General features: G+C 62.8%; 19 protein-coding genes. 16 read left to right on the top strand and 3 right to left on the bottom strand.

What is annotated here, in order from left to right; all coding sequences use genetic code 11:
- Positions 1-122: 122 nt before the first annotated feature.
- Positions 123-752, top strand: a complete 630-nt coding sequence (purN, locus tag VHD36_20335; protein ID HVU89689.1) for a phosphoribosylglycinamide formyltransferase — start codon at positions 123-125, stop codon at positions 750-752.
- A 118-nt stretch (positions 753-870) separates the two neighbouring features.
- Here the strand turns inward: purN and VHD36_20330 are convergent, their stop codons facing one another.
- Together VHD36_20330 and VHD36_20325 are read right to left on the bottom strand one after the other, a co-directional pair.
- Positions 871-2,451 carry a TIGR04222 domain-containing membrane protein gene (locus VHD36_20330; protein HVU89688.1) on the bottom strand — a complete coding sequence of 527 codons (1,581 nt, stop codon included), beginning with the start codon at positions 2,449-2,451 and terminating at the stop codon, positions 871-873.
- Positions 2,452-2,516: 65 nt separating this feature from the next.
- Positions 2,517-3,038, bottom strand: a complete 522-nt coding sequence (locus VHD36_20325; protein ID HVU89687.1) for a GNAT family N-acetyltransferase — start codon at positions 3,036-3,038, stop codon at positions 2,517-2,519.
- A 244-nt stretch (positions 3,039-3,282) separates the two neighbouring features.
- On the opposite strand from VHD36_20325, the gene VHD36_20320 reads away from it, so the two are divergent.
- The 13 genes from VHD36_20320 (at position 3,283) to VHD36_20260 (ending at position 14,317) form a co-directional block, all read left to right on the top strand.
- Positions 3,283-4,044 (top strand): DeoR/GlpR family DNA-binding transcription regulator, encoded by a 762-nt coding sequence (locus tag VHD36_20320; GenBank protein HVU89686.1) that lies wholly within the window; start codon positions 3,283-3,285, stop codon positions 4,042-4,044.
- Positions 4,041-4,715 carry a phosphate propanoyltransferase gene (locus VHD36_20315; protein HVU89685.1) on the top strand — a complete coding sequence of 225 codons (675 nt, stop codon included), beginning with the start codon at positions 4,041-4,043 and terminating at the stop codon, positions 4,713-4,715. The genes VHD36_20320 and VHD36_20315 overlap by 4 nt, the downstream gene beginning before the upstream one ends.
- Positions 4,716-4,965: 250 nt before the next feature.
- Positions 4,966-5,265 (top strand): ethanolamine utilization microcompartment protein EutM, encoded by a 300-nt coding sequence (eutM, locus tag VHD36_20310; GenBank protein ID HVU89684.1) that lies wholly within the window; start codon positions 4,966-4,968, stop codon positions 5,263-5,265.
- A gap of 168 nt (positions 5,266-5,433) precedes the next feature.
- On the top strand, positions 5,434-5,703 hold the full coding sequence (locus tag VHD36_20305; protein HVU89683.1) for a BMC domain-containing protein: 270 nt from the start codon (positions 5,434-5,436) through the stop codon (positions 5,701-5,703).
- A gap of 47 nt (positions 5,704-5,750) precedes the next feature.
- A complete protein-coding gene (locus tag VHD36_20300) occupies positions 5,751-6,935 on the top strand; it encodes an acetate/propionate family kinase (protein ID HVU89682.1) in 1,185 nt (394 codons plus the stop codon).
- A gap of 4 nt (positions 6,936-6,939) precedes the next feature.
- Positions 6,940-7,257 carry a EutN/CcmL family microcompartment protein gene (locus VHD36_20295; protein HVU89681.1) on the top strand — a complete coding sequence of 106 codons (318 nt, stop codon included), beginning with the start codon at positions 6,940-6,942 and terminating at the stop codon, positions 7,255-7,257.
- A 272-nt stretch (positions 7,258-7,529) separates the two neighbouring features.
- Positions 7,530-8,981, top strand: a complete 1,452-nt coding sequence (locus VHD36_20290) for an aldehyde dehydrogenase family protein (protein ID HVU89680.1) — start codon at positions 7,530-7,532, stop codon at positions 8,979-8,981.
- A gap of 72 nt (positions 8,982-9,053) precedes the next feature.
- Complete coding sequence (locus VHD36_20285) at positions 9,054-9,314, top strand: EutN/CcmL family microcompartment protein (GenBank protein ID HVU89679.1); 261 nt, start codon at positions 9,054-9,056, stop codon at positions 9,312-9,314.
- Between the two features lie 252 nt (positions 9,315-9,566).
- Positions 9,567-10,136: a hypothetical protein gene (locus tag VHD36_20280; GenBank protein HVU89678.1), complete on the top strand. Its 570-nt coding sequence runs from the start codon at positions 9,567-9,569 to the stop codon at positions 10,134-10,136.
- 60 nt (positions 10,137-10,196) lie between these two features.
- A complete protein-coding gene (locus tag VHD36_20275) occupies positions 10,197-10,502 on the top strand; it encodes a EutN/CcmL family microcompartment protein (GenBank protein HVU89677.1) in 306 nt (101 codons plus the stop codon).
- A gap of 335 nt (positions 10,503-10,837) precedes the next feature.
- The gene (locus tag VHD36_20270; protein HVU89676.1) at positions 10,838-11,710 is read left to right on the top strand and encodes a class II aldolase/adducin family protein; all 873 of its coding nucleotides are present in this window, start codon (positions 10,838-10,840) and stop codon (positions 11,708-11,710) included.
- A gap of 291 nt (positions 11,711-12,001) precedes the next feature.
- A complete protein-coding gene (locus VHD36_20265) occupies positions 12,002-12,946 on the top strand; it encodes a lactate/malate dehydrogenase family protein (protein ID HVU89675.1) in 945 nt (314 codons plus the stop codon).
- Between the two features lie 69 nt (positions 12,947-13,015).
- Entirely contained in the window at positions 13,016-14,317 is a 1,302-nt protein-coding gene (locus tag VHD36_20260) for a hypothetical protein (protein ID HVU89674.1), read from the top strand.
- 73 nt (positions 14,318-14,390) lie between these two features.
- On the opposite strand, the gene VHD36_20255 is transcribed toward VHD36_20260, so the two are convergent.
- Positions 14,391-14,627, bottom strand: coding sequence for a hypothetical protein (locus VHD36_20255; protein HVU89673.1), 237 nt, complete (start codon positions 14,625-14,627; stop codon positions 14,391-14,393).
- A gap of 349 nt (positions 14,628-14,976) precedes the next feature.
- Here VHD36_20255 and VHD36_20250 point away from each other — a divergent pair, with 349 nt between their 5' ends.
- Together VHD36_20250 and fhcD are read left to right on the top strand one after the other, a co-directional pair.
- Positions 14,977-15,591 (top strand): 5-formyltetrahydrofolate cyclo-ligase, encoded by a 615-nt coding sequence (locus VHD36_20250; GenBank protein HVU89672.1) that lies wholly within the window; start codon positions 14,977-14,979, stop codon positions 15,589-15,591.
- Positions 15,588-16,529 carry a formylmethanofuran--tetrahydromethanopterin N-formyltransferase gene (gene fhcD, locus VHD36_20245; GenBank protein HVU89671.1) on the top strand — a complete coding sequence of 314 codons (942 nt, stop codon included), beginning with the start codon at positions 15,588-15,590 and terminating at the stop codon, positions 16,527-16,529. The genes VHD36_20250 and fhcD overlap by 4 nt, the downstream gene beginning before the upstream one ends.
- Positions 16,530-16,606 lie beyond the last annotated feature (77 nt).

Raw genomic sequence — 16,606 nt, 5'->3', positions numbered from 1 at the left:
ACCCTGCCCTCTCCCGAAGGGAGAGGGTGAAACGCGAGATGACCGTAGGGTGCCCTGTGGGCACCGAGCGAAAAGAAATTGCTTTCCGATAAGAATGCTGGTGCTCACAGAGCACCCTACCCATGAGCACCGCACCGCTAAAACTTGTCGTGCTCATCTCCGGCGGTGGGACCACGCTGCGCAATCTGCTTGATCGCATGGCCGATGGCCGCCTGGCGGCGCGGGTCGAGCGAGTGATCTCGAGCAATCCTACAGCGGGCGGATTGAAATTCGCCGAAGCCGCGCAGATACCCACGCACATCTGCCAACGCAATCAATTCGCCAGCGACGATGAGTTTGGCCGTGCGATCTTCGCGGCTTGTCGAGAAGCGAAGCCGGACCTGGTCGTGATGGCCGGCTTCTTGAAGTTCGCGCCGGTGCCGGCCGATTTTGCCAATCGCGTGATGAACATCCATCCCGCGCTGATACCGGCTTTCTGCGGGCGCGGCGCGTATGGTCTGCGTGTGCATCGCGCCGTGCTCGACTACGGAGCCAAAGTGTCGGGCTGCACGGTTCACTTCGTCGACAACGAGTACGACCACGGGCCGATCATCTTGCAGCACGTCGTGCCGGTCGAAGAGCACGACACGCCCGAATCGCTCGCCGCGCGGGTCTTCGCGGCCGAGTGCGAGGCCTTGCCCGAGGCGCTGCGCTTGTTCGCCGCGGGCCGGTTGCAAGTCGAAGGGCGGCGCGTGCGCGTGTTGCCGGGCTGAGCCGCATCGTGTGCCACTGGTGGCTTGTCCACCAGTGTTTGCTCGATGCCAATGCACTGCTGGACAAGCCAGCAGTGGCACGCGGAACACGCAGGTCGCGATTGAAAAGCAGTCGACATTAGCTGCCGCATCCTCCGCAGCCCCCTCCACCGCAACCACCACCTCCCCCGCCGCATCCGCCGCCGCCTCCACAGCCGGCGCCCCCTCCGCCACCACAGCCATGTCCGCCGCCGCCGAGGTTAGCGCCGGCGCCACCCCCACAGCCGACGCCAATGCCTCCGCAACTATTGCCCCAGATGCGATGCCCCTTCGCTGGGTAGTTGGTTTTCGCGTTGGGATCGAGCGAACGAGCGAGATTCTGATAAGGGCCACCAAGCAAGACGCCAAAGCCGAACAGCGCAATCGCTAGCGGCAAGGAGTCATGCGCCGAGAACTCTGAATCGCGAGCCTCTTTGCGCAAATGCTGATTCCCGAGCTTCAGCGATAAGAGCTGCCGATCCCCGGCATCTGTCCGATAGACCCGGCGAGCGAACGCCAGCAGCGTTACGATCACGGCCAAGACACACATCAACACGAGAAACGCGACGGGGCGATGCCGCTGGAGCCCGACAATGATCTTGATCAGTCCCACGCCAATCGTCGTGGCCATGATCGCCAGCGGCACGACGTGAGCAATTGATGCACGCTGCGGCGACATCAAGAGGCCGCGGGTTTGCAACGACTCAGCGAGATTGTCTAACGCATCCTGAGCATTTCCTCTCAGACCGCCCATGCTCGCTCCCTGTGGTGCCGCCGGCATAGCCATCGATAGGGCGCGGAGGAGCGGATGCCCCGTCGTTTTCGATATCCCGAATCGGCCAAGACGAAGCGGTGTTGTCCGGGTGACGATGGTTTCGTGATCGGCCAGCATGCGTGCAATGGCGGTCTTCAGGGCCCAGCCCGGTCCGCCGCTGAGATACGCCGCTTGATACGGATCGAGCGGCGAGCTGTCTCCCTTCTTGTTCATGTCCGACGACCGCTTCGCCAGCAGACGCACCGTGACCGCTGTCCCGAAAGCGACGATCAACAGGCACGCGTAGAACGCCAGGAATTCCGGCCCATGCATGTTGAACGGATGATCGATGGCGACTCCGAAGAGTGGCACAGTGGCCATCAAAGTGAAGGCCACGCCGGTGCTGAATTTTCGCCACCATGAGCGAACACGCCACCACAGAACCGGTTTGCGGATCATCCAGTATCGCGATCGATCGGCCGGCTGGTCTTTGCGATGCGGCGAGAACCGCCTCTCGACATCAGGCCACAGATCGGCCGGCGGCTCTTCGCCGAACAGCCGCCGATAACTATCGAGCGTCTCGGCATACATGCGGCGATGCTTGTGGTACTGCTGGCGACCGCCGCGCGACGGATCGTGGTGCAGCGGACGCTCGAGCACTTCGCCGCACAGGCGCTGCCAGTACGAGCGGCTGTAGATCAGGTGCAGATGCCAGACTTCGTCGACTTCTTCCGAAGGACAGACGACGTGTCCGGCGGCCATGGCGAGAAAGAGAAACCGCCGATATTCGAAAACGGCTCGGTCAGCAAATTCGACGGACCAATCGTTCTCTTCGGCGAGCCGCGCCGCGAACGTGCGGCAGGTGCCAGGCTCATCAAACTCGAACGCCAGAATCTTCGCGTACAGTTGCGCTTGCTTCGTGTCCATTTGCCACCTTTGACAAGAAAGGGAATCGCAGAGGGATTCTTGGGCACTCGCTTCGCGTCTGATCGCTAACGCATAAACGTCTCTCCAGGGTCCTGTAGATATCCGAGCGATTCATAAAGCTGTTTCGCGGCAGTCCAGCCTGCATGGGTTTCCAGCGCGATCGTGCGGTAGCCTAGATCCCAGGCACGCTCTTCGAGCGCGGCCATCAGCAGCCGGGCCACGCCGCGACGCCGCCACATGGGGAGCACCGCCAGCCAATGCACGGCGGCGACCGCCTCGGGGCCGGCCGCTCGTTCGGCAAGTGCCACCGTGCCGACCGGCAGCGGCTGGTCAGCCCCCGGCTCGTGGGCCAGGGCAAACCACAGCCGGTCGGGCGACCACCAGGGGCGCTCTGTCAGCTCGCGGGCGAAGTCCGTCGCGTCCCAGCTAAGAATGCCGGGTTTGGCCCGGGCGAAGGCCCGGTTGCGCAGCTCGAGCCACAGCGCGATGTCCTGGAGCCCTGCGAATTGTCGCAAGGCAAAGCCCGTCGGAGTCGCCGACGGGGGGCGAGTGAGAAGCCGTTTCGAGAAGTGGAGGGCCGAGGCCATATCCACCATCATTCTCCCCGCGCCCCGCGAGCCGCGAAACCCACCCCTTTGGGGTGTTGTATATTTCCAATCGCCGCCCGAGTTTGGGCGTGACCTGCTGAAATATGGCTATACCGGCCATCCGTAGTGCCAATTAGTGATTGTTATCTATCACAAATGCGCACATAATGGAGCCACGTTTGCCAACCTCCTGCCAGAATCCTCGCGGAATGGTCCCGTGCTAGCCGAAGAAAGGCGGTCCCGCTTGCTCGAACTCGTCCGCTCACGCGGCTTTGCGGCATTGCCCGATTTGGCCGACGCGCTGGCCGTGTCCGAGTCGACGGTGCGCCGCGATCTCGATTTCCTCGAGGACGCCGGCAGCGCCAAGCGCACCCACGGCGGCGTGTTCTACACCGGCTCGTCGCCGAAGCTGCCGCATTTCGACGAGCGCCAGCCGGCGCAGTGGGACAAGAAGCGTGCCATCGCCGCCCGGGCCGCGCAACTGATCCAGGATGGCGACACGCTCTTGTTGGATGGTGGGACCACGACTTACGAAGTGGCGCGGCTGCTCGTTGGCCGCCACTTGCAAATCGTCACCAACTCGCTGCCCGTGGCCAATCTGTTCGCCTCGGGCGCCTCGACCGATCTGGTGCTCGTTGGCGGTTACGTTTATCCGCGCACCGGCGTGTCGCTCGGTCCCTACGCGAATCAGATGCTGGCGAACCTGAACGTGCGCCGCACGGTGCTCAGCGTGGCCGGCATCAACGACCGCGGGTTTTACAACAGCAACTTGCTGTTGGTCGAAACCGAGCAGGCGATGCTGCAAGCCTCGGAAGAGGTGATCGTGGTGGCGGACAGCACCAAGTTCGGCCATCAGAGCCTGGCGCATTTGTGCGCCCTGGAACGTGTCGATTACCTGGTCGTCGATCACGAGATCGACGCGGCCTGGAAGAAGAAAGTCAAAGCGGCGGGCGTCGACCTCGTCATTGCCGAACCTCCTGATGCACAACCGTTGAAAAACGCATGAGCCTTGCAACCGCTAGCGCGCCGACCCTGGATCGAACGACCATCGAGCGCATCGTGCGCGAGATCGTCCTCGGCAAATCGAGCGCCCCCCCGGGCGTGCCGAAGCTGGTTGTCAGCATCTCGGCCCGGCATTGCCATTTGACCGACGAGCACGTGGAGACACTGTTCGGACCGGGCCGCAAGCTGACGCCGCAGAAGCCGCTGTATCAAGATGGCTTCTACGCCGCCGAGGAAACCGTGATGGTTGTCGGCCCGCGACGACGGATGCTCCCCAGCGTGCGCGTGCTGGGACCCACGCGGCCGGCCAGCCAGGTCGAGCTGGCGTTCACCGACGGCATTTCGTTGGGCATCGATCTCCCGGTGCGTGCCAGTGGCAAGATTCAGGGCACGCCGGGCTGCGTGCTCGTTGGGCCAAACGGCGTGGTCGAGTTGAAGGAAGGCGTGATTCGCGCCGAGCGGCACGTCCACATGAGCAACGAAACGGCAGCCTTCTACGGCGTGAAGAACGGCGAGCGGATGCGGCTGCGGATCGAATCGACCTGCACCACGGTCTACGAGGACTTGCTGGTGCGGGCCGACGCCACCAGCAAGCTGGAAGTGCACATCGATACTGACGAAGGCAACGCCGCCGATCTGGATCACGCGACGAAAGTGGAATTGTTGAAGCAGTAAAGGGCCAAAGCGTTAAGGCACGAATCCCTCTCCCTGTCAGGGAGGGGTTAGGGGATGGTCGAAGCGTTCGGCAAGAAACACGCGACAGGTAAGTGAACGATGTGCCCCTCACCCTGCCCTCTCCCAAAGGGAGAGGGTTTGACGCCACGGGAGGAGGGTTAAGCAGAGGGAATGAACGCCTGACGAAAGTGCAGGCACAAAGAGTTTTCGAGTTTCTGTTTGTTCTTGGTTTTTCTGGAGTACCCGTGACATGGCGAAAGCGATGGAAGCGTTGGGCATGATCGAGACGAAGGGTTTCGTAACCCTGATCGAAGCCAGCGACGCAATGATGAAGGCCGCGAACGTCGAGTTTCTCGGCTGGGACAAGGTGGGCAGTGGCCTGGTGACGGCGTTCGTCACGGGCGACGTGGCTGCGGTGAAGGCCGCGACCGACGCCGGTGCCGCAGCAGCCGGGCGGATTGGCGAAGTTGTCAGCGTGCAGGTCATTCCTCGCCCGCACGACGATCTCAAGGGCGTGATGCCGACCGCCGGCAGCAAGGGCGCCGACTGAGGATGAAGAGCTTCACCACGGAGACACAGAGGCACGGAGGTGGAAATGACGAATGTCGAAAGGCAAATGTCGAATTCTCCGTGTCTCCGTGCCTCCGTGGTGAAAAACGCATTCTGCATTTGTGACCGAGCACCAAGTACAAAAACGCTTTAACAGAAGGTTCAAGTCATGCAAGACGCGATCGGATTAGTCGAAACCAAGGGGCTCGTGGCGCTTGTCGAAGCGACCGACGCCATGGCCAAGGCCGCCAACGTGCGGATCATCAAGAAAGTCGCCATCGGCGGCGGACTCGTGACGGCCGTCGTGCAAGGCGACGTCGGTAGCGTGCGTGCCGCGGTCGAGGCAGGCGCCGCGGCGGCCACCAAGGTCGGCGAGCTCACGGCCAGCCACGTCATTCCTCGCCCCAGCGAAGGGCTGGTCAAGGCGTACCTGTCGTAAACGGACGTTCGACATTCTTCCCAGTTAGACGGAGCGCACGACCTAAGATGAAGATCCTGGTGGCCAACCTGGGCTCGACGAGCTTCAAGTATCGGCTGTACGACATGACCGACGAGCGCCAGCTCGCGCGCGGCGGGACCGAACGCATCGGTTCGGCCGAAAGTCGTTCGTACGTCGACATCGGCGGCACGCGCCGTGAGCTCGTTTCGTCCGTGCCGGATCACGCCGTGGCCGTGCGCCGCTGCTTGGAGCAGTTGACGGACCCTGAGACGGGCTGCATCCAGGATGCCGCCGAAGTGGCCGCCATCGGCTTCAAGGCCGTACACGGCGGAAGTTTCAGCGGCGTGCAGCGCGTCACACCCGAAGTGCTCGCGGCCATGGATGAAATGAGCTCGGTGGCGCCGGCGCATAACCCGCCGTACATCACTGCCATGCGGCTGCTGCGCGAGAAGCTCCCCGAAATTCCGCTGGTGGCGGCCTTCGAAACGGGCTTTCACCAGACGATCCCCGATCGCAACCGGTTCTATGCCATCCCGCGCGAGTGGGCCGACATGTACCACGTGCGCCGTTGGGGTTTTCACGGGGCCAGCCATCGCTACATCGCGCAGCGCACGGCCGAGATTCTGGGTCGCAACGATTTGCGGATCATCTCTTGCCACTTGGGCGGCTCGAGCTCGCTGTGCGCCATTCGCAATGGACAGAGCGTGGCCACGAGCATGGGAATGAGCCCGCAGACCGGTCTGCCGCAGAACAACCGCGCGGGGGATTTCGATCCGTACGCGGTGGCCATGATCGTCGAGCGCACTGGCAAGCCGTTGGCCGAAGTGCTCGAGATGTTGGCTTCGCGCGGCGGGTTGGCAGGGCTCAGCGGCACCAGCGGCGATGTGCGCGATCTCGAGGCGGCCATCGCGGCGGGAAGCAAGGACGCGCAACTGGCGCTCGACGTTTACGTGGCCGCCATTCGGCATTACCTGGGGGCGTACCTGGTCGAGCTGGGCGGGGCGGATGTGATCGTGTTCACCGGGGGCATCGGCGAGAACGGCCGCACGATCCGCGCGGCGGTGTGCCAGGGACTGGCAGAGCTCGGCATCGAGCTCGACGCGGCGGCCAACCAGGCGGCCACGGGCGAAGCGCCGATTCATGCCGCCAGCAGCCGGACGCAAGTGTGGGTCGTGCCCACGAACGAAGAAATCGTCGTGGCACGGCAGGCGAAGGAACTCTTACAAGGTTAGTCGTATGTTTGTTGCGAAAGTTACCGGCAGTGTCGTCGCCACGCAGAAAGTCAACTCGATGATTGGCCACAAGCTGCTCATCGTCGAGCCGTACCGGGTCGACGGCCAGAATCGCGATCGGCTGGTTTCGACCGGCCGGACGTTCGTTTCGGTCGACACCGTCGGCGCCGGGCAGGATGAATTCGTATTGATCGTGCAGGGCTCGAGCGCCCGGCTCACGCCGGAAACCAAGAACCTGCCCGTCGATACGACGATCATCGGCATCGTCGACAGCGTGCACGTCGATCACAAGAGCGTATACAGCCGCGAAGGAGAGAAGTAGAACCTGCCCCTTTGATGAGAACGGGCCGACAAATAGAACCCTCTCCCTCCGGGAGAACGGGCCGACAAATAAAACCCTCTCCCTCCGGGAGAGGGCAGGGTGAGGGAGAAATGATCGACATCAATCTCGATGCAGAACGCGGCAATCATAACCGCCAGAACGCTTTGCCCCTCCCGTAACCCCTCCCTGATAGGGAGGGGAGTAAGACGACAGCCAAACGGACTTTGAACTTCACAGGAAAGTCACTCAACAACCACGGTTGAAGAATCATCATGCAAGCCACTGAAGCCGTCATTCGCAGCGTTGTCCAGGAAGTGCTCGCCCGCATCGGCACCACGCCATTGGCGACTAATGGTCGCGTGCCGCCGGCCGCGAACGGTCGCGGCTTCAACGGCCGCTTCGGCATTTTTACGTGTGTTGACGAAGCAGTCGCCGCGGCCACCGAGGCCTTCCACCAGCTTTCGGACCGCACGATCGAAGATCGCAAGCGGATCATCGACCACATCCGCCGCATCTCGATCGAGCAATCGGTCGAACTGGGCACGATGGAAATGGAAGAAACCAAGATCGGCCGCCTGGTCCACAAGATCGAGAAGCTGAAGACGCTCGGCGAAAAGACGCCAGGCGTCGAGTTCATGCGCAGCGAAGTCTTCAGCGGCGACCACGGCCTGGCCGTGATCGAACACGCGCCGTTCGGCGTCATTGGCGCGATCACGCCGGTCACTCACTCGCTGCCCACGATCACCGGTAACGCCGTGAGCATGATCGCCGGCGGCAACGTATTGGTGGTAAATCCGCATCCCAGCGGCAAACGCGTGGCCGCCGAAGGCGTGCGCCGCTTTAACGAAGCGATTTACCGCGACCTGGGCATCGACAACCTGATCTGCGTCATCGCCGAGCCGACGCTGGAAACCGCCGACCAGATATTCCGCCATCGCGGCATCAAACTCATCTGCGTCACCGGTGGACCGGCCGTGGCACGGGCCGCCATGAACTCGGGCAAGCGGGCGATCGTGGCCGGGCCCGGCAACCCGCCGGTCGTGGTTGACGAAACGGCCGACCTGGATCGCGCCGCCCGTTCGATCATTCAAGGCGCTTCGTACGATAACAACCTGCTCTGTATCGCCGAGAAGGAAGTGTTCGTCGTCAGCTCAGTGTTTGACCAGATGCTCGCGGCGATGGATCGGGCCGGGGCCGCACGGTTGTCGGCCCGCGAAGTCGACGCTCTGACCCGCGTGGCAATCACGACGGTGGGCGAAGGCGAGCACAAGCACGACGTACCGAGTAAAGATTTTCTGGGTCAGGACGCCGGCTTCTTGGCTGCCGGCATCGGCAAGCAAGTGCCCGCATCGACTGAGTTGCTGTTCGGCGAGACCGACGAGAGCAACCCGTTCGTCCCCGTCGAGCAGATGATGCCGTTCGTGCCGTTCGTGCGCGTTCGCGACGTTGACGAGGCGATTGCGAAGGCCAAGCATTTCGAACACGGCTTCCGCCACACGAGCATCATTCACTCGAACAACGTGCGCAACATGACCCGCATGGGCCGGGCGATGGACACGACTCTATTCGTGAAGAACGGTCCGTGCATGGCGTCGCTGGGACTCGGCGGCGAAGGTTACCTGTCGTTCTCGATCGCCACGCCCACGGGCGAAGGCGTGACCACGCCACTGACGTTCACGCGCGAACGCCGCTGCTCGATGATCGACGACCTGCGCGTGATTTGAGCCCTCACCCTGCCCTCTCCCAAGGGGAGAGGGAACTACTGACTACCGACTACTGCTTACTGACGACTGCTCATGCAACTCGGACTTGTTGTTGGAACCGCGACCGCCACACGCAGGCACGCGTCACTCTCCGGAGTGAAGCTGCTCGTTGTGCAGACGCTTCTGGCCGATGGCCAGTCCCCCGATGGCGAACCGGTCCTGGCGGCCGATCAGCTCGGGGCGGGCGTGGGCGAAACCGTCATGATCACCAGCGACGGAAAATACACCCGCGAAATGCTTGGCGACGAAACAACACCGGTCCGCTGGTGCGTGATCGGAATACCAAACAGTTAGCAACGTACGGTGCCACGGGTGGCTCGCCCACCAGTGCTTACACGAATACGAGTCAGACCGAGATAGACGGACTACCGCCCGCTGATGCCTCTGGAAGTCGACATTGATGAGATCGTGCGGCAGGTCGTCGCTCAGCTACGCAGTCAACCTGCGACGACAGCGAACGAACAGAGGAAGCCCGAACAGCCATCGATTCCGGCAGCAACGAGCAACGGATCGGATTCAGCCCCACTGGAAATCACGGAACGCCTCGTGACCCTTGCAACCCTGGAACATCGACTGACCGGCATTCGCCACGTCGTGCTCGCGCGCGGGGCGGTGGTGACGCCGTCGGCGCGTGACGTGTTCCGCGAGCGCAAGATCACGGTTTCGTACACGGCCGGAACCAAGGCCGCGGCGAATGTGGCAATCGTGCTGGGCGTGGCTGAGCTGGGCGAGGGCGAACGCGTAAAAGCCGCAGCCGATTTTGTCGAAACGCTCGCGCGAGACGGTATTGCCATCGAACGGATCGCGGCCACGGGCTTGGCCAGCGTTATCGGCGAGTTGGCGGATCACGCGGCGCGCGGTGGCCGGCCGACCGTCTTGCTCACCAGCCGTCCCGAGGCAGCGGCGTGCCTGGCCAATCGATTCGCAGGCGTGCGGGCGGTGGGCGGTCGCGATGTTGCGACCGTGCGGCTGGCGATGTTTGAAGTGGCGGCAAACCTGCTGGCTTTCGATCCGAGGGTGGCGCCGGCCGCATTTCGCCGGCTCATCACGGAATTTCGCACGGGCTGGCCGCGACGCGTCCCCGAGTTGCTTGACGTACATTTTCCCAGCGTTTGAGCGATAAAACGCCCGCCGCGGCGGGCCCGAAAAGACGAACGCCAGAAAGACCAAAGACCGATGCGTATCGGCGAAGTGATTGGCAGTGTGACGTTGAGCCGCAGGCATCCCAGCCTGACGGGCGCTTCGTTTCGCCTGGCCGTGCCACTGACGCTGGTCGAGTTGTCGAGTGGCAGCGCCGGCGCGGGCGAACCGATCGTCGTCTACGACGACCTCGGCGCCGGCGACGGCTCGCTCATCGCGATCAGTGAAGGAGGCGAAGCGGCCCAGCCGTTTCGGCCACACGACAAACCGGTTGATGCGTACAACGCGGCCATCCTTGACTCAGTCGACATTGCCAACGGAAACAAGAAGAAGCGCGGATAGCAAGTAGGGTGCCCTGTGGGCACCACATTAAATAGCACGAAGAACGAGCCACGGTGCTCACAGAGCACCCTACATGAAAACCTCCCTCCCTTTCAGGGAGGGATCGAGGGAGGGTGAGAGCGGTCAGAGACAGAAGCGTGTAGAGACAAGCAACGCCTTGCCCCTCACCCTGCCCTCTCCCGACGGGAGAGGGTTTGGACGAAAGACAGCCAACGTAGGGTGCCCTGCGGGCACCACATTAAATAGCAACGAAGAACGAGCCACGGTGCTCACAGAGCACCCTACAGACACAACACGGTAAGAAACACTTTCAGCACGGAGAACGACGGAAAGCCATGAACATTCATCAACTGAAAAAAGATATCTGCGAGATCGGGCAGCGGCTCTACAACAAAGGCTTCGCCGCCGCCAATGACGGCAATATTACGATCCGCATCAGCGACAACGAAGTGTTGTGCACGCCCACGATGATCTGCAAAGGCTTCATGAAGCCCGAGGATATTTGCAGCGTCGACATGGAGGGAAAGCAGCTCTCGGGCAGCCGCAAACGGACGAGCGAGGTGCTGTTGCACCTGGCGATCATGAAAGAGCGCCCGGACGTGAAAAGCTGCGTCCACTGCCATCCGCCCCATGCAACGGCCTTCGCCGTGGCGCGGGAGCCGATCCCACAATGCGTCCTGCCCGAGGTCGAAGTGTTCCTGGGCGACGTGCCGATCACGAAGTACGAGACGCCGGGCGGCCAGAAATTCGCCGACACGGTGCTGCCGTTCGTCAAAAAATCGAACGTGATCATCCTCGCCAACCACGGCACCGTCAGCTTCGGCGAATCGCTCGAGCGGGCGTACTGGTGGACCGAAATCCTCGACGCCTATTGCCGCATCCTGATGCTGTCGAAGCAACTCGGCCGCGTCACGTTCTTCACGCCTGAACAGACGCGCGAGCTGTTGGACCTGAAGCAAAAGTGGGGCTTCAAGGACGCCCGGCTCGAAGCGGGCATGGAGAATTGCGACATCTGCGCGAACGACATCTTCCGCGACAGTTGGAAGGATTCCGGAGTCCAGCGACGCGCGTTCGAGGCGCCCCCGGCCGCCCCGCGCACGCCTGGCGCCACGCCGAGGCCGTCGGCCAACGGCGCGCCCGTCACGAACGATCAAGACGCGCTGATCCAGGCGATCACGGATCGCGTCCTGGCGGCGCTATCGAAGTAGAGGAATGTGCGCTCGCAAACCTCCCTCCCTTTCAGGGAGGGATCGAGGGAGGGTCGGAGCCATCAGAGATAGAAACGCGTCAAAGCAAGGTAACGTTTCACCCCTCACCCTGCCCTCTCCCGAGGGGAGAGGGTTTAAGGACAACGAACGACAAGTAGGGTGCCCTGTGGGCACCATGTCCGTAATCAGACAAACAGCAATAACTCGTTGCGGTGCGGAGCGTTTTGCCCCTCACCCTGCCCTCTCCCGAAGGGAGAGGGTTTGAAGAACAGACCAGCTAGAGATTCATCCATGAAAGTCAGCATTATCGGCGCGGCGGGTCTTGTCGGCTCTTGCACCGCCTTCGCCTTGCAAACCGGCCGCATCGTGCGCGACATCGCCTTGCTCGATGCGAATGCCGAGGGGGCGGCCGGCCAGGCGCTCGATCTGGCTCACGGCAGCCCGCTGGTCGCCGATCAGATGATTCACGCCGGCGGCTACGAAAACATTCCCGACAGCGACCTGATCTGCATCACGGCGGGGCTGCGGCGCAAGCCGGACGAGAGCCGCTTGGATCTGATCAATCGCAACGTCGATTTATTCTTGAGCATCTTGGACGAGGTGCGCCGCGTCGGTTATCGCCGCGACGCGATCGTGCTGGTGGTGTCGAACCCCGTCGACGTGCTCACTTATCTGGCTGCGGACCGGCTCGATCTGCCGCTGTCGCAAGTGCTGGGGCTGGGCACGCAGCTCGATACGATCCGCTTTCGCAGTTTGATTGCGACGGCCTTGCACGCCGCGCCAACGCAGGTTTCGGCCGTGATCCTGGGCGAGCATGGCGACAGCATGGTGCCGATCTGGTCGTGCGCAACGGCGGCCGGTTTACCGCTCGATAAATACCCCGGCTGGACGCCGCATCTGGCCAACGAGTTGTTCACGCGCACGCGCGGCTCGGGCGCGGAAGTCATCAAGAAAAAAGGTGGCGCCGGCTTCGCCGTGGGCATCGCCATTCAGGAAGTGATCGAATCGATCGCGCTCGATCGCCGGCGCGTGCTGCCGGTGTCGAGTGTGCAGCAAGGGTGCTACGGCATCCGCGACGTGGCCCTATCGGTGCCGACGGTCGTCGGCCGGGCCGGCGTGGTCGATCGCCTGGAAATTGAATTGTGGCCCAAGGAAGTGCAGGCTCTGCGCAAGAGTGGCCAGGTGTTGCGCGAAACGATCGACACGGTGCTATCCCGCGTGGGCGCCGCCCACTAACAGAATTCCCTCTCCCGCCGGGAGAGGGTCAGGGTGAGGGGAAGGGCCGCCGCGGACAACGCACTCAACATGTCTTCAAAATCCGCCATGCAAAAATCGCTCGATCGCAAACTGGCCGCCATTCACGCCGATCCGTCGGGCTCGCGCGAGTTCATCATTGCCGACGCCAAGGACGCCGACATGGCGTTCGGCATCGGCGCGCCGGGCCAGTCGCCCGAGATGCACGCCGGCGAAGTCCGCCTGCGGACGCTGGCCGAATACCGCGAGCAGATGCGGCAGATCGTCCGGCAAGGTCTGGTCGATATCATGCTCATGTCCGCCAGCAGCAATGACCTGCTCACGATTCAAGAAGGATTGTTCGAGAATAGCCACGTCACGCCCGCCGCCCGGGCGAACGACACCAGCGATATCTTCGTGCTGCGCGGCAACAAGTACATCGAAGAGCCGTCACGGCCGTTTCGCACCGCCGCGATCGATCACATCCAGTGCGGGCACGTCGAATGCGCGGCAGGCGAGCGCGGCCGCGGGGCAAACCTCGGCCTGTACAGCATTACGTTCAACAATCGCCTGGACGAAGACCTCGCGGCGGTCGAAGAGTATCGCCGCTTCCGCATCGAGGCCGAAAGCAAGGGCTTTCGCCACTTCCTCGAAGTCTTCGACCCGAACGCCCCGGTCGGACTCGATAGTGTGAACTTGCCGCATTTCATTAACGATTCGATCGCTCGCACGCTGGCCGGCGTGGCCCAGGCTGGCCGGCCGGTGTTCTTGAAGGTCGTCTATCACGGCCCAAAGGCGATGGAAGAACTGGTTGCGTACGATCCGCACCTGGTGGTCGGCATACTCGGCGGCGGCGCGGGCACAACGTACGACGCGTTCAAGTTGATCTCCGAGGCACAGAAATACGGCGCCCGCGTGGCGCTCTTCGGCCGCAAAATCAACCAGGCCGAGAACCAGTTGGCCTTTGTCGAGTTCCTGCGGCTGATTACCGATCGCCTGATCAGTCCCGAAGAGGCAGTGCGGGCGTATCACAGCGTGCTACAGAAGCTATCGATCAAGCCGCAACGCTCGCTCGCCGAAGATCTGGAGCTGCGCACCGGCGTGATGAGCTACGGCGGCGGAAGTACAGTGACCGTACCGGCAGGCGTTTCCGCCACGACCGGCGAGAAGAAAAAGGATTGCGGTTGTGGTTGCGGTGGTAAGAAGAAAGCCGCCCCGGCGGAACCGTCGGCTTGTGGCTGCCCGGACAAGGCCGCTGCCCAACCTTCAGCGTCCACCGACGGCGCGCCCGACTTCAAGCGCATGAGCCAGGCGGAAAAGCTGGCCTACAACCAGCGCGAGCGCGACCGGATCTTCGGAAGCGCTACTCGGTAAGTAATGAGTGCTGAGCGAAAAAGGTATTCATTCCTTCGTCCATCACTCCTCACTCCGCACTCATCACTTCGTCTTACTGGTACCCCAGGCTCTGCTCGACCTTGCGGGCCTGCGGTGTGAGGCCTGAGCCGGCGCCGCGCAGCAAGACTCGGCGGGCCGTGGCTTCGCTCGAATCTTTCGGCGGCTCGATTTTGCTGGGGGACGCTTCGCGCGTGGAATAGTGCTGGCAGCCCGCGAACAGCAGAATCGTGCAGGCGAGCACGGCTACCAAACGATCGCGTCGCGTCGTCGTTCGCGGGCAATCCATCATAGCGCAGTCGGTTTTCCAAGCCCCAAGGATGTGCCAAGAGGGCGGAGTCTGGCAAAAGGCTGGCACGGCGTCCAGGCGACCTGGTGACCTGTCAGGCATTTTTTGGTTTGGGTGCCATGGCCACGCTTGCCGTGGCCATGCTGGATCACGAAGAGGCCTGACTTCGCCTTGGCCACATGCTCACGCAAGCGTGAGCATGGCACCCGGCGTTTCATCCGCAATGTGCTGCCGTAGCGACCGCGCGCAACCCGGACCGATTGCCTAATGGTCGCTGCTTTTTTACGATAGCGGTGCATCGACAGCAGTTCGCACGCTTTTCCCACTCGTCCCGACCGCCCCGAGAGACGCCATGAACGTTGATCAGGCCGAGCAGTTACGCGCCCGCAAGACCGAGATTCGCGAGCAGGCCCACGCCAATCGCAAGGCGCAGCTCGACAAGGAGCCCTTGAGCGAAAAAATCGTCGAGCGATTCATGGCCCTGCCGGAATATGCCGCCGCCGGTACGGTGATGTTCTATGTCGACGTCCGTACCGAGGTCCGCACCCGGCATTCATTGCCGGGCGCCCTGGGGCACGGCAAGCGGATCGTAGTGCCGTACTGCGTCGACGGCGAACTGGAGTTGTTCCTGCTGGAGAACATGGACGAGCTGTCGATCGGCATGTACAAGATTCTCGAGCCCAAGCCCGAGCTGCGTGACGCACCGGGCAAGCGAATCGACGTCAAGGAACTGGACCTGGTGATGGTCCCGGGCGTGGCCTTTGATCGGCGCGGGGCGCGGATGGGGCACGGGATGGGCTACTACGACAAGCTGCTCGAGCACGCCCGCCCGGACGCGCCGCTCGTGGCTCTGGCCTTTGAGTGCCAGCTCTTCCCCGAGATTCCGGTCGGCGAACATGACATCTTCATGGACAAGATCATCACCGAGAAAGACATTTACCCCGGCCGGGGGCGAGGATCGGCGTGACGCACCGAGCCGAAGTCGAAGACACCTACGCCGAAGCCTTTCGCAGCATCTATGCCGAGGTGCTGATCACGGCCCGCGACCGTAAATGGCTGGACGAGGCCGTGCGGGCCGCCACGGGCAATGCCTCGAGCACGATTTTGTGCGATTGCGAGGCGGGTTTGGACCGCTACGTGGGACCGGGGGGCGACACCAGCTTTCCCACGCCCGACGGGCGCCCCGGCGCGATCGTGCAGTTTCACGTGCCGCGGTTCCGCAAGGACCGGCGCGAGGCGCTCGAGCGCTCGCTCTTGGTGCGTTTGAGCCAGAATGTGCTCACCTGCCCGACGACCAGTTGCTTCAACCTGATCGACGGTAACGCTCAAACCAGTGAAGATTACTTCAAGCTGGGGCGCAAGATCGCCTTCTTCGGCGACGGTTACCAATTCCGCGACGTGCGCAACGATCGCCCCGTGTGGGTCATTCCGATCCTGGGAGGCGAGTTCGCTCTGGATCGGCGCTTTGGGTTTCGCGATGGGTTGATGGGGGGCAACCTGTGGTACATGGGCGCGACGCTTGACGCGGCCCTCGCGGCGGCCGAGGCGGGCACGCGAGCCGTGGCCGCCACGCCCGGCGTGATCATGCCCTTTCCCGGCGGCATCGCGGCCAGCGGGTCGAAGGCCGGCAGCCGGTACTCGTTCACGATCGCCAGCACCTACGCCGAGTTCTGTCCGACGCTGCGCGACAAGCTGGGCGAGAAGTCGAAAGTGCCCTCGGGCGTCCATTCGATCATGGAGATCATCATCAACGGCGCCGATCTGCCGACGATCGCCCGCGCGACGCACGCCGCGATCGCTGCCTCGGTCGAAACGCCGGGGTTGGTAAAGATCTCGGCCGGCAACTACGGCGGCCGACTGGGCAAGAGTTTCGTCTATTTGCACCCGGAGAAGCAGGGGCAGTGAGTAGCGGGCAGAGGGCAGTCGGCAGCGGGCAGCGACGAGAACGCGGTTCGCGTCAACCTTTACTTAGCCGCCGGCGC

The sequence above is a fragment of the Pirellulales bacterium genome, assembly GCA_035546535.1.
Taxonomy (GTDB): Bacteria; Planctomycetota; Planctomycetia; order Pirellulales; family JACPPG01; genus JACPPG01.
The sequence above is the reverse complement of the archived record's forward strand: the minus strand, read 5'-3'. Positions and strand labels throughout refer to the sequence as shown.

Coding starts and splice junctions, on each gene's coding strand:
- VHD36_20270 (HVU89676.1), top strand. CDS start 10,838: ATGAACATTCATCAACTGAAAAAAGATATCTGCGAGATCGGGCAGCGG.
- VHD36_20265 (HVU89675.1), top strand. CDS start 12,002: ATGAAAGTCAGCATTATCGGCGCGGCGGGTCTTGTCGGCTCTTGCACC.
- VHD36_20330 (HVU89688.1), bottom strand. CDS start 2,451: ATGGACACGAAGCAAGCGCAACTGTACGCGAAGATTCTGGCGTTCGAG.
- VHD36_20250 (HVU89672.1), top strand. CDS start 14,977: ATGAACGTTGATCAGGCCGAGCAGTTACGCGCCCGCAAGACCGAGATT.
- VHD36_20275 (HVU89677.1), top strand. CDS start 10,197: ATGCGTATCGGCGAAGTGATTGGCAGTGTGACGTTGAGCCGCAGGCAT.
- eutM (HVU89684.1), top strand. CDS start 4,966: ATGGCGAAAGCGATGGAAGCGTTGGGCATGATCGAGACGAAGGGTTTC.
- VHD36_20260 (HVU89674.1), top strand. CDS start 13,016: ATGTCTTCAAAATCCGCCATGCAAAAATCGCTCGATCGCAAACTGGCC.
- VHD36_20290 (HVU89680.1), top strand. CDS start 7,530: ATGCAAGCCACTGAAGCCGTCATTCGCAGCGTTGTCCAGGAAGTGCTC.
- VHD36_20315 (HVU89685.1), top strand. CDS start 4,041: ATGAGCCTTGCAACCGCTAGCGCGCCGACCCTGGATCGAACGACCATC.
- VHD36_20295 (HVU89681.1), top strand. CDS start 6,940: ATGTTTGTTGCGAAAGTTACCGGCAGTGTCGTCGCCACGCAGAAAGTC.
- VHD36_20285 (HVU89679.1), top strand. CDS start 9,054: ATGCAACTCGGACTTGTTGTTGGAACCGCGACCGCCACACGCAGGCAC.
- purN (HVU89689.1), top strand. CDS start 123: ATGAGCACCGCACCGCTAAAACTTGTCGTGCTCATCTCCGGCGGTGGG.
- VHD36_20300 (HVU89682.1), top strand. CDS start 5,751: ATGAAGATCCTGGTGGCCAACCTGGGCTCGACGAGCTTCAAGTATCGG.
- VHD36_20325 (HVU89687.1), bottom strand. CDS start 3,038: ATGGCCTCGGCCCTCCACTTCTCGAAACGGCTTCTCACTCGCCCCCCG.
- VHD36_20305 (HVU89683.1), top strand. CDS start 5,434: ATGCAAGACGCGATCGGATTAGTCGAAACCAAGGGGCTCGTGGCGCTT.
- VHD36_20255 (HVU89673.1), bottom strand. CDS start 14,627: ATGATGGATTGCCCGCGAACGACGACGCGACGCGATCGTTTGGTAGCC.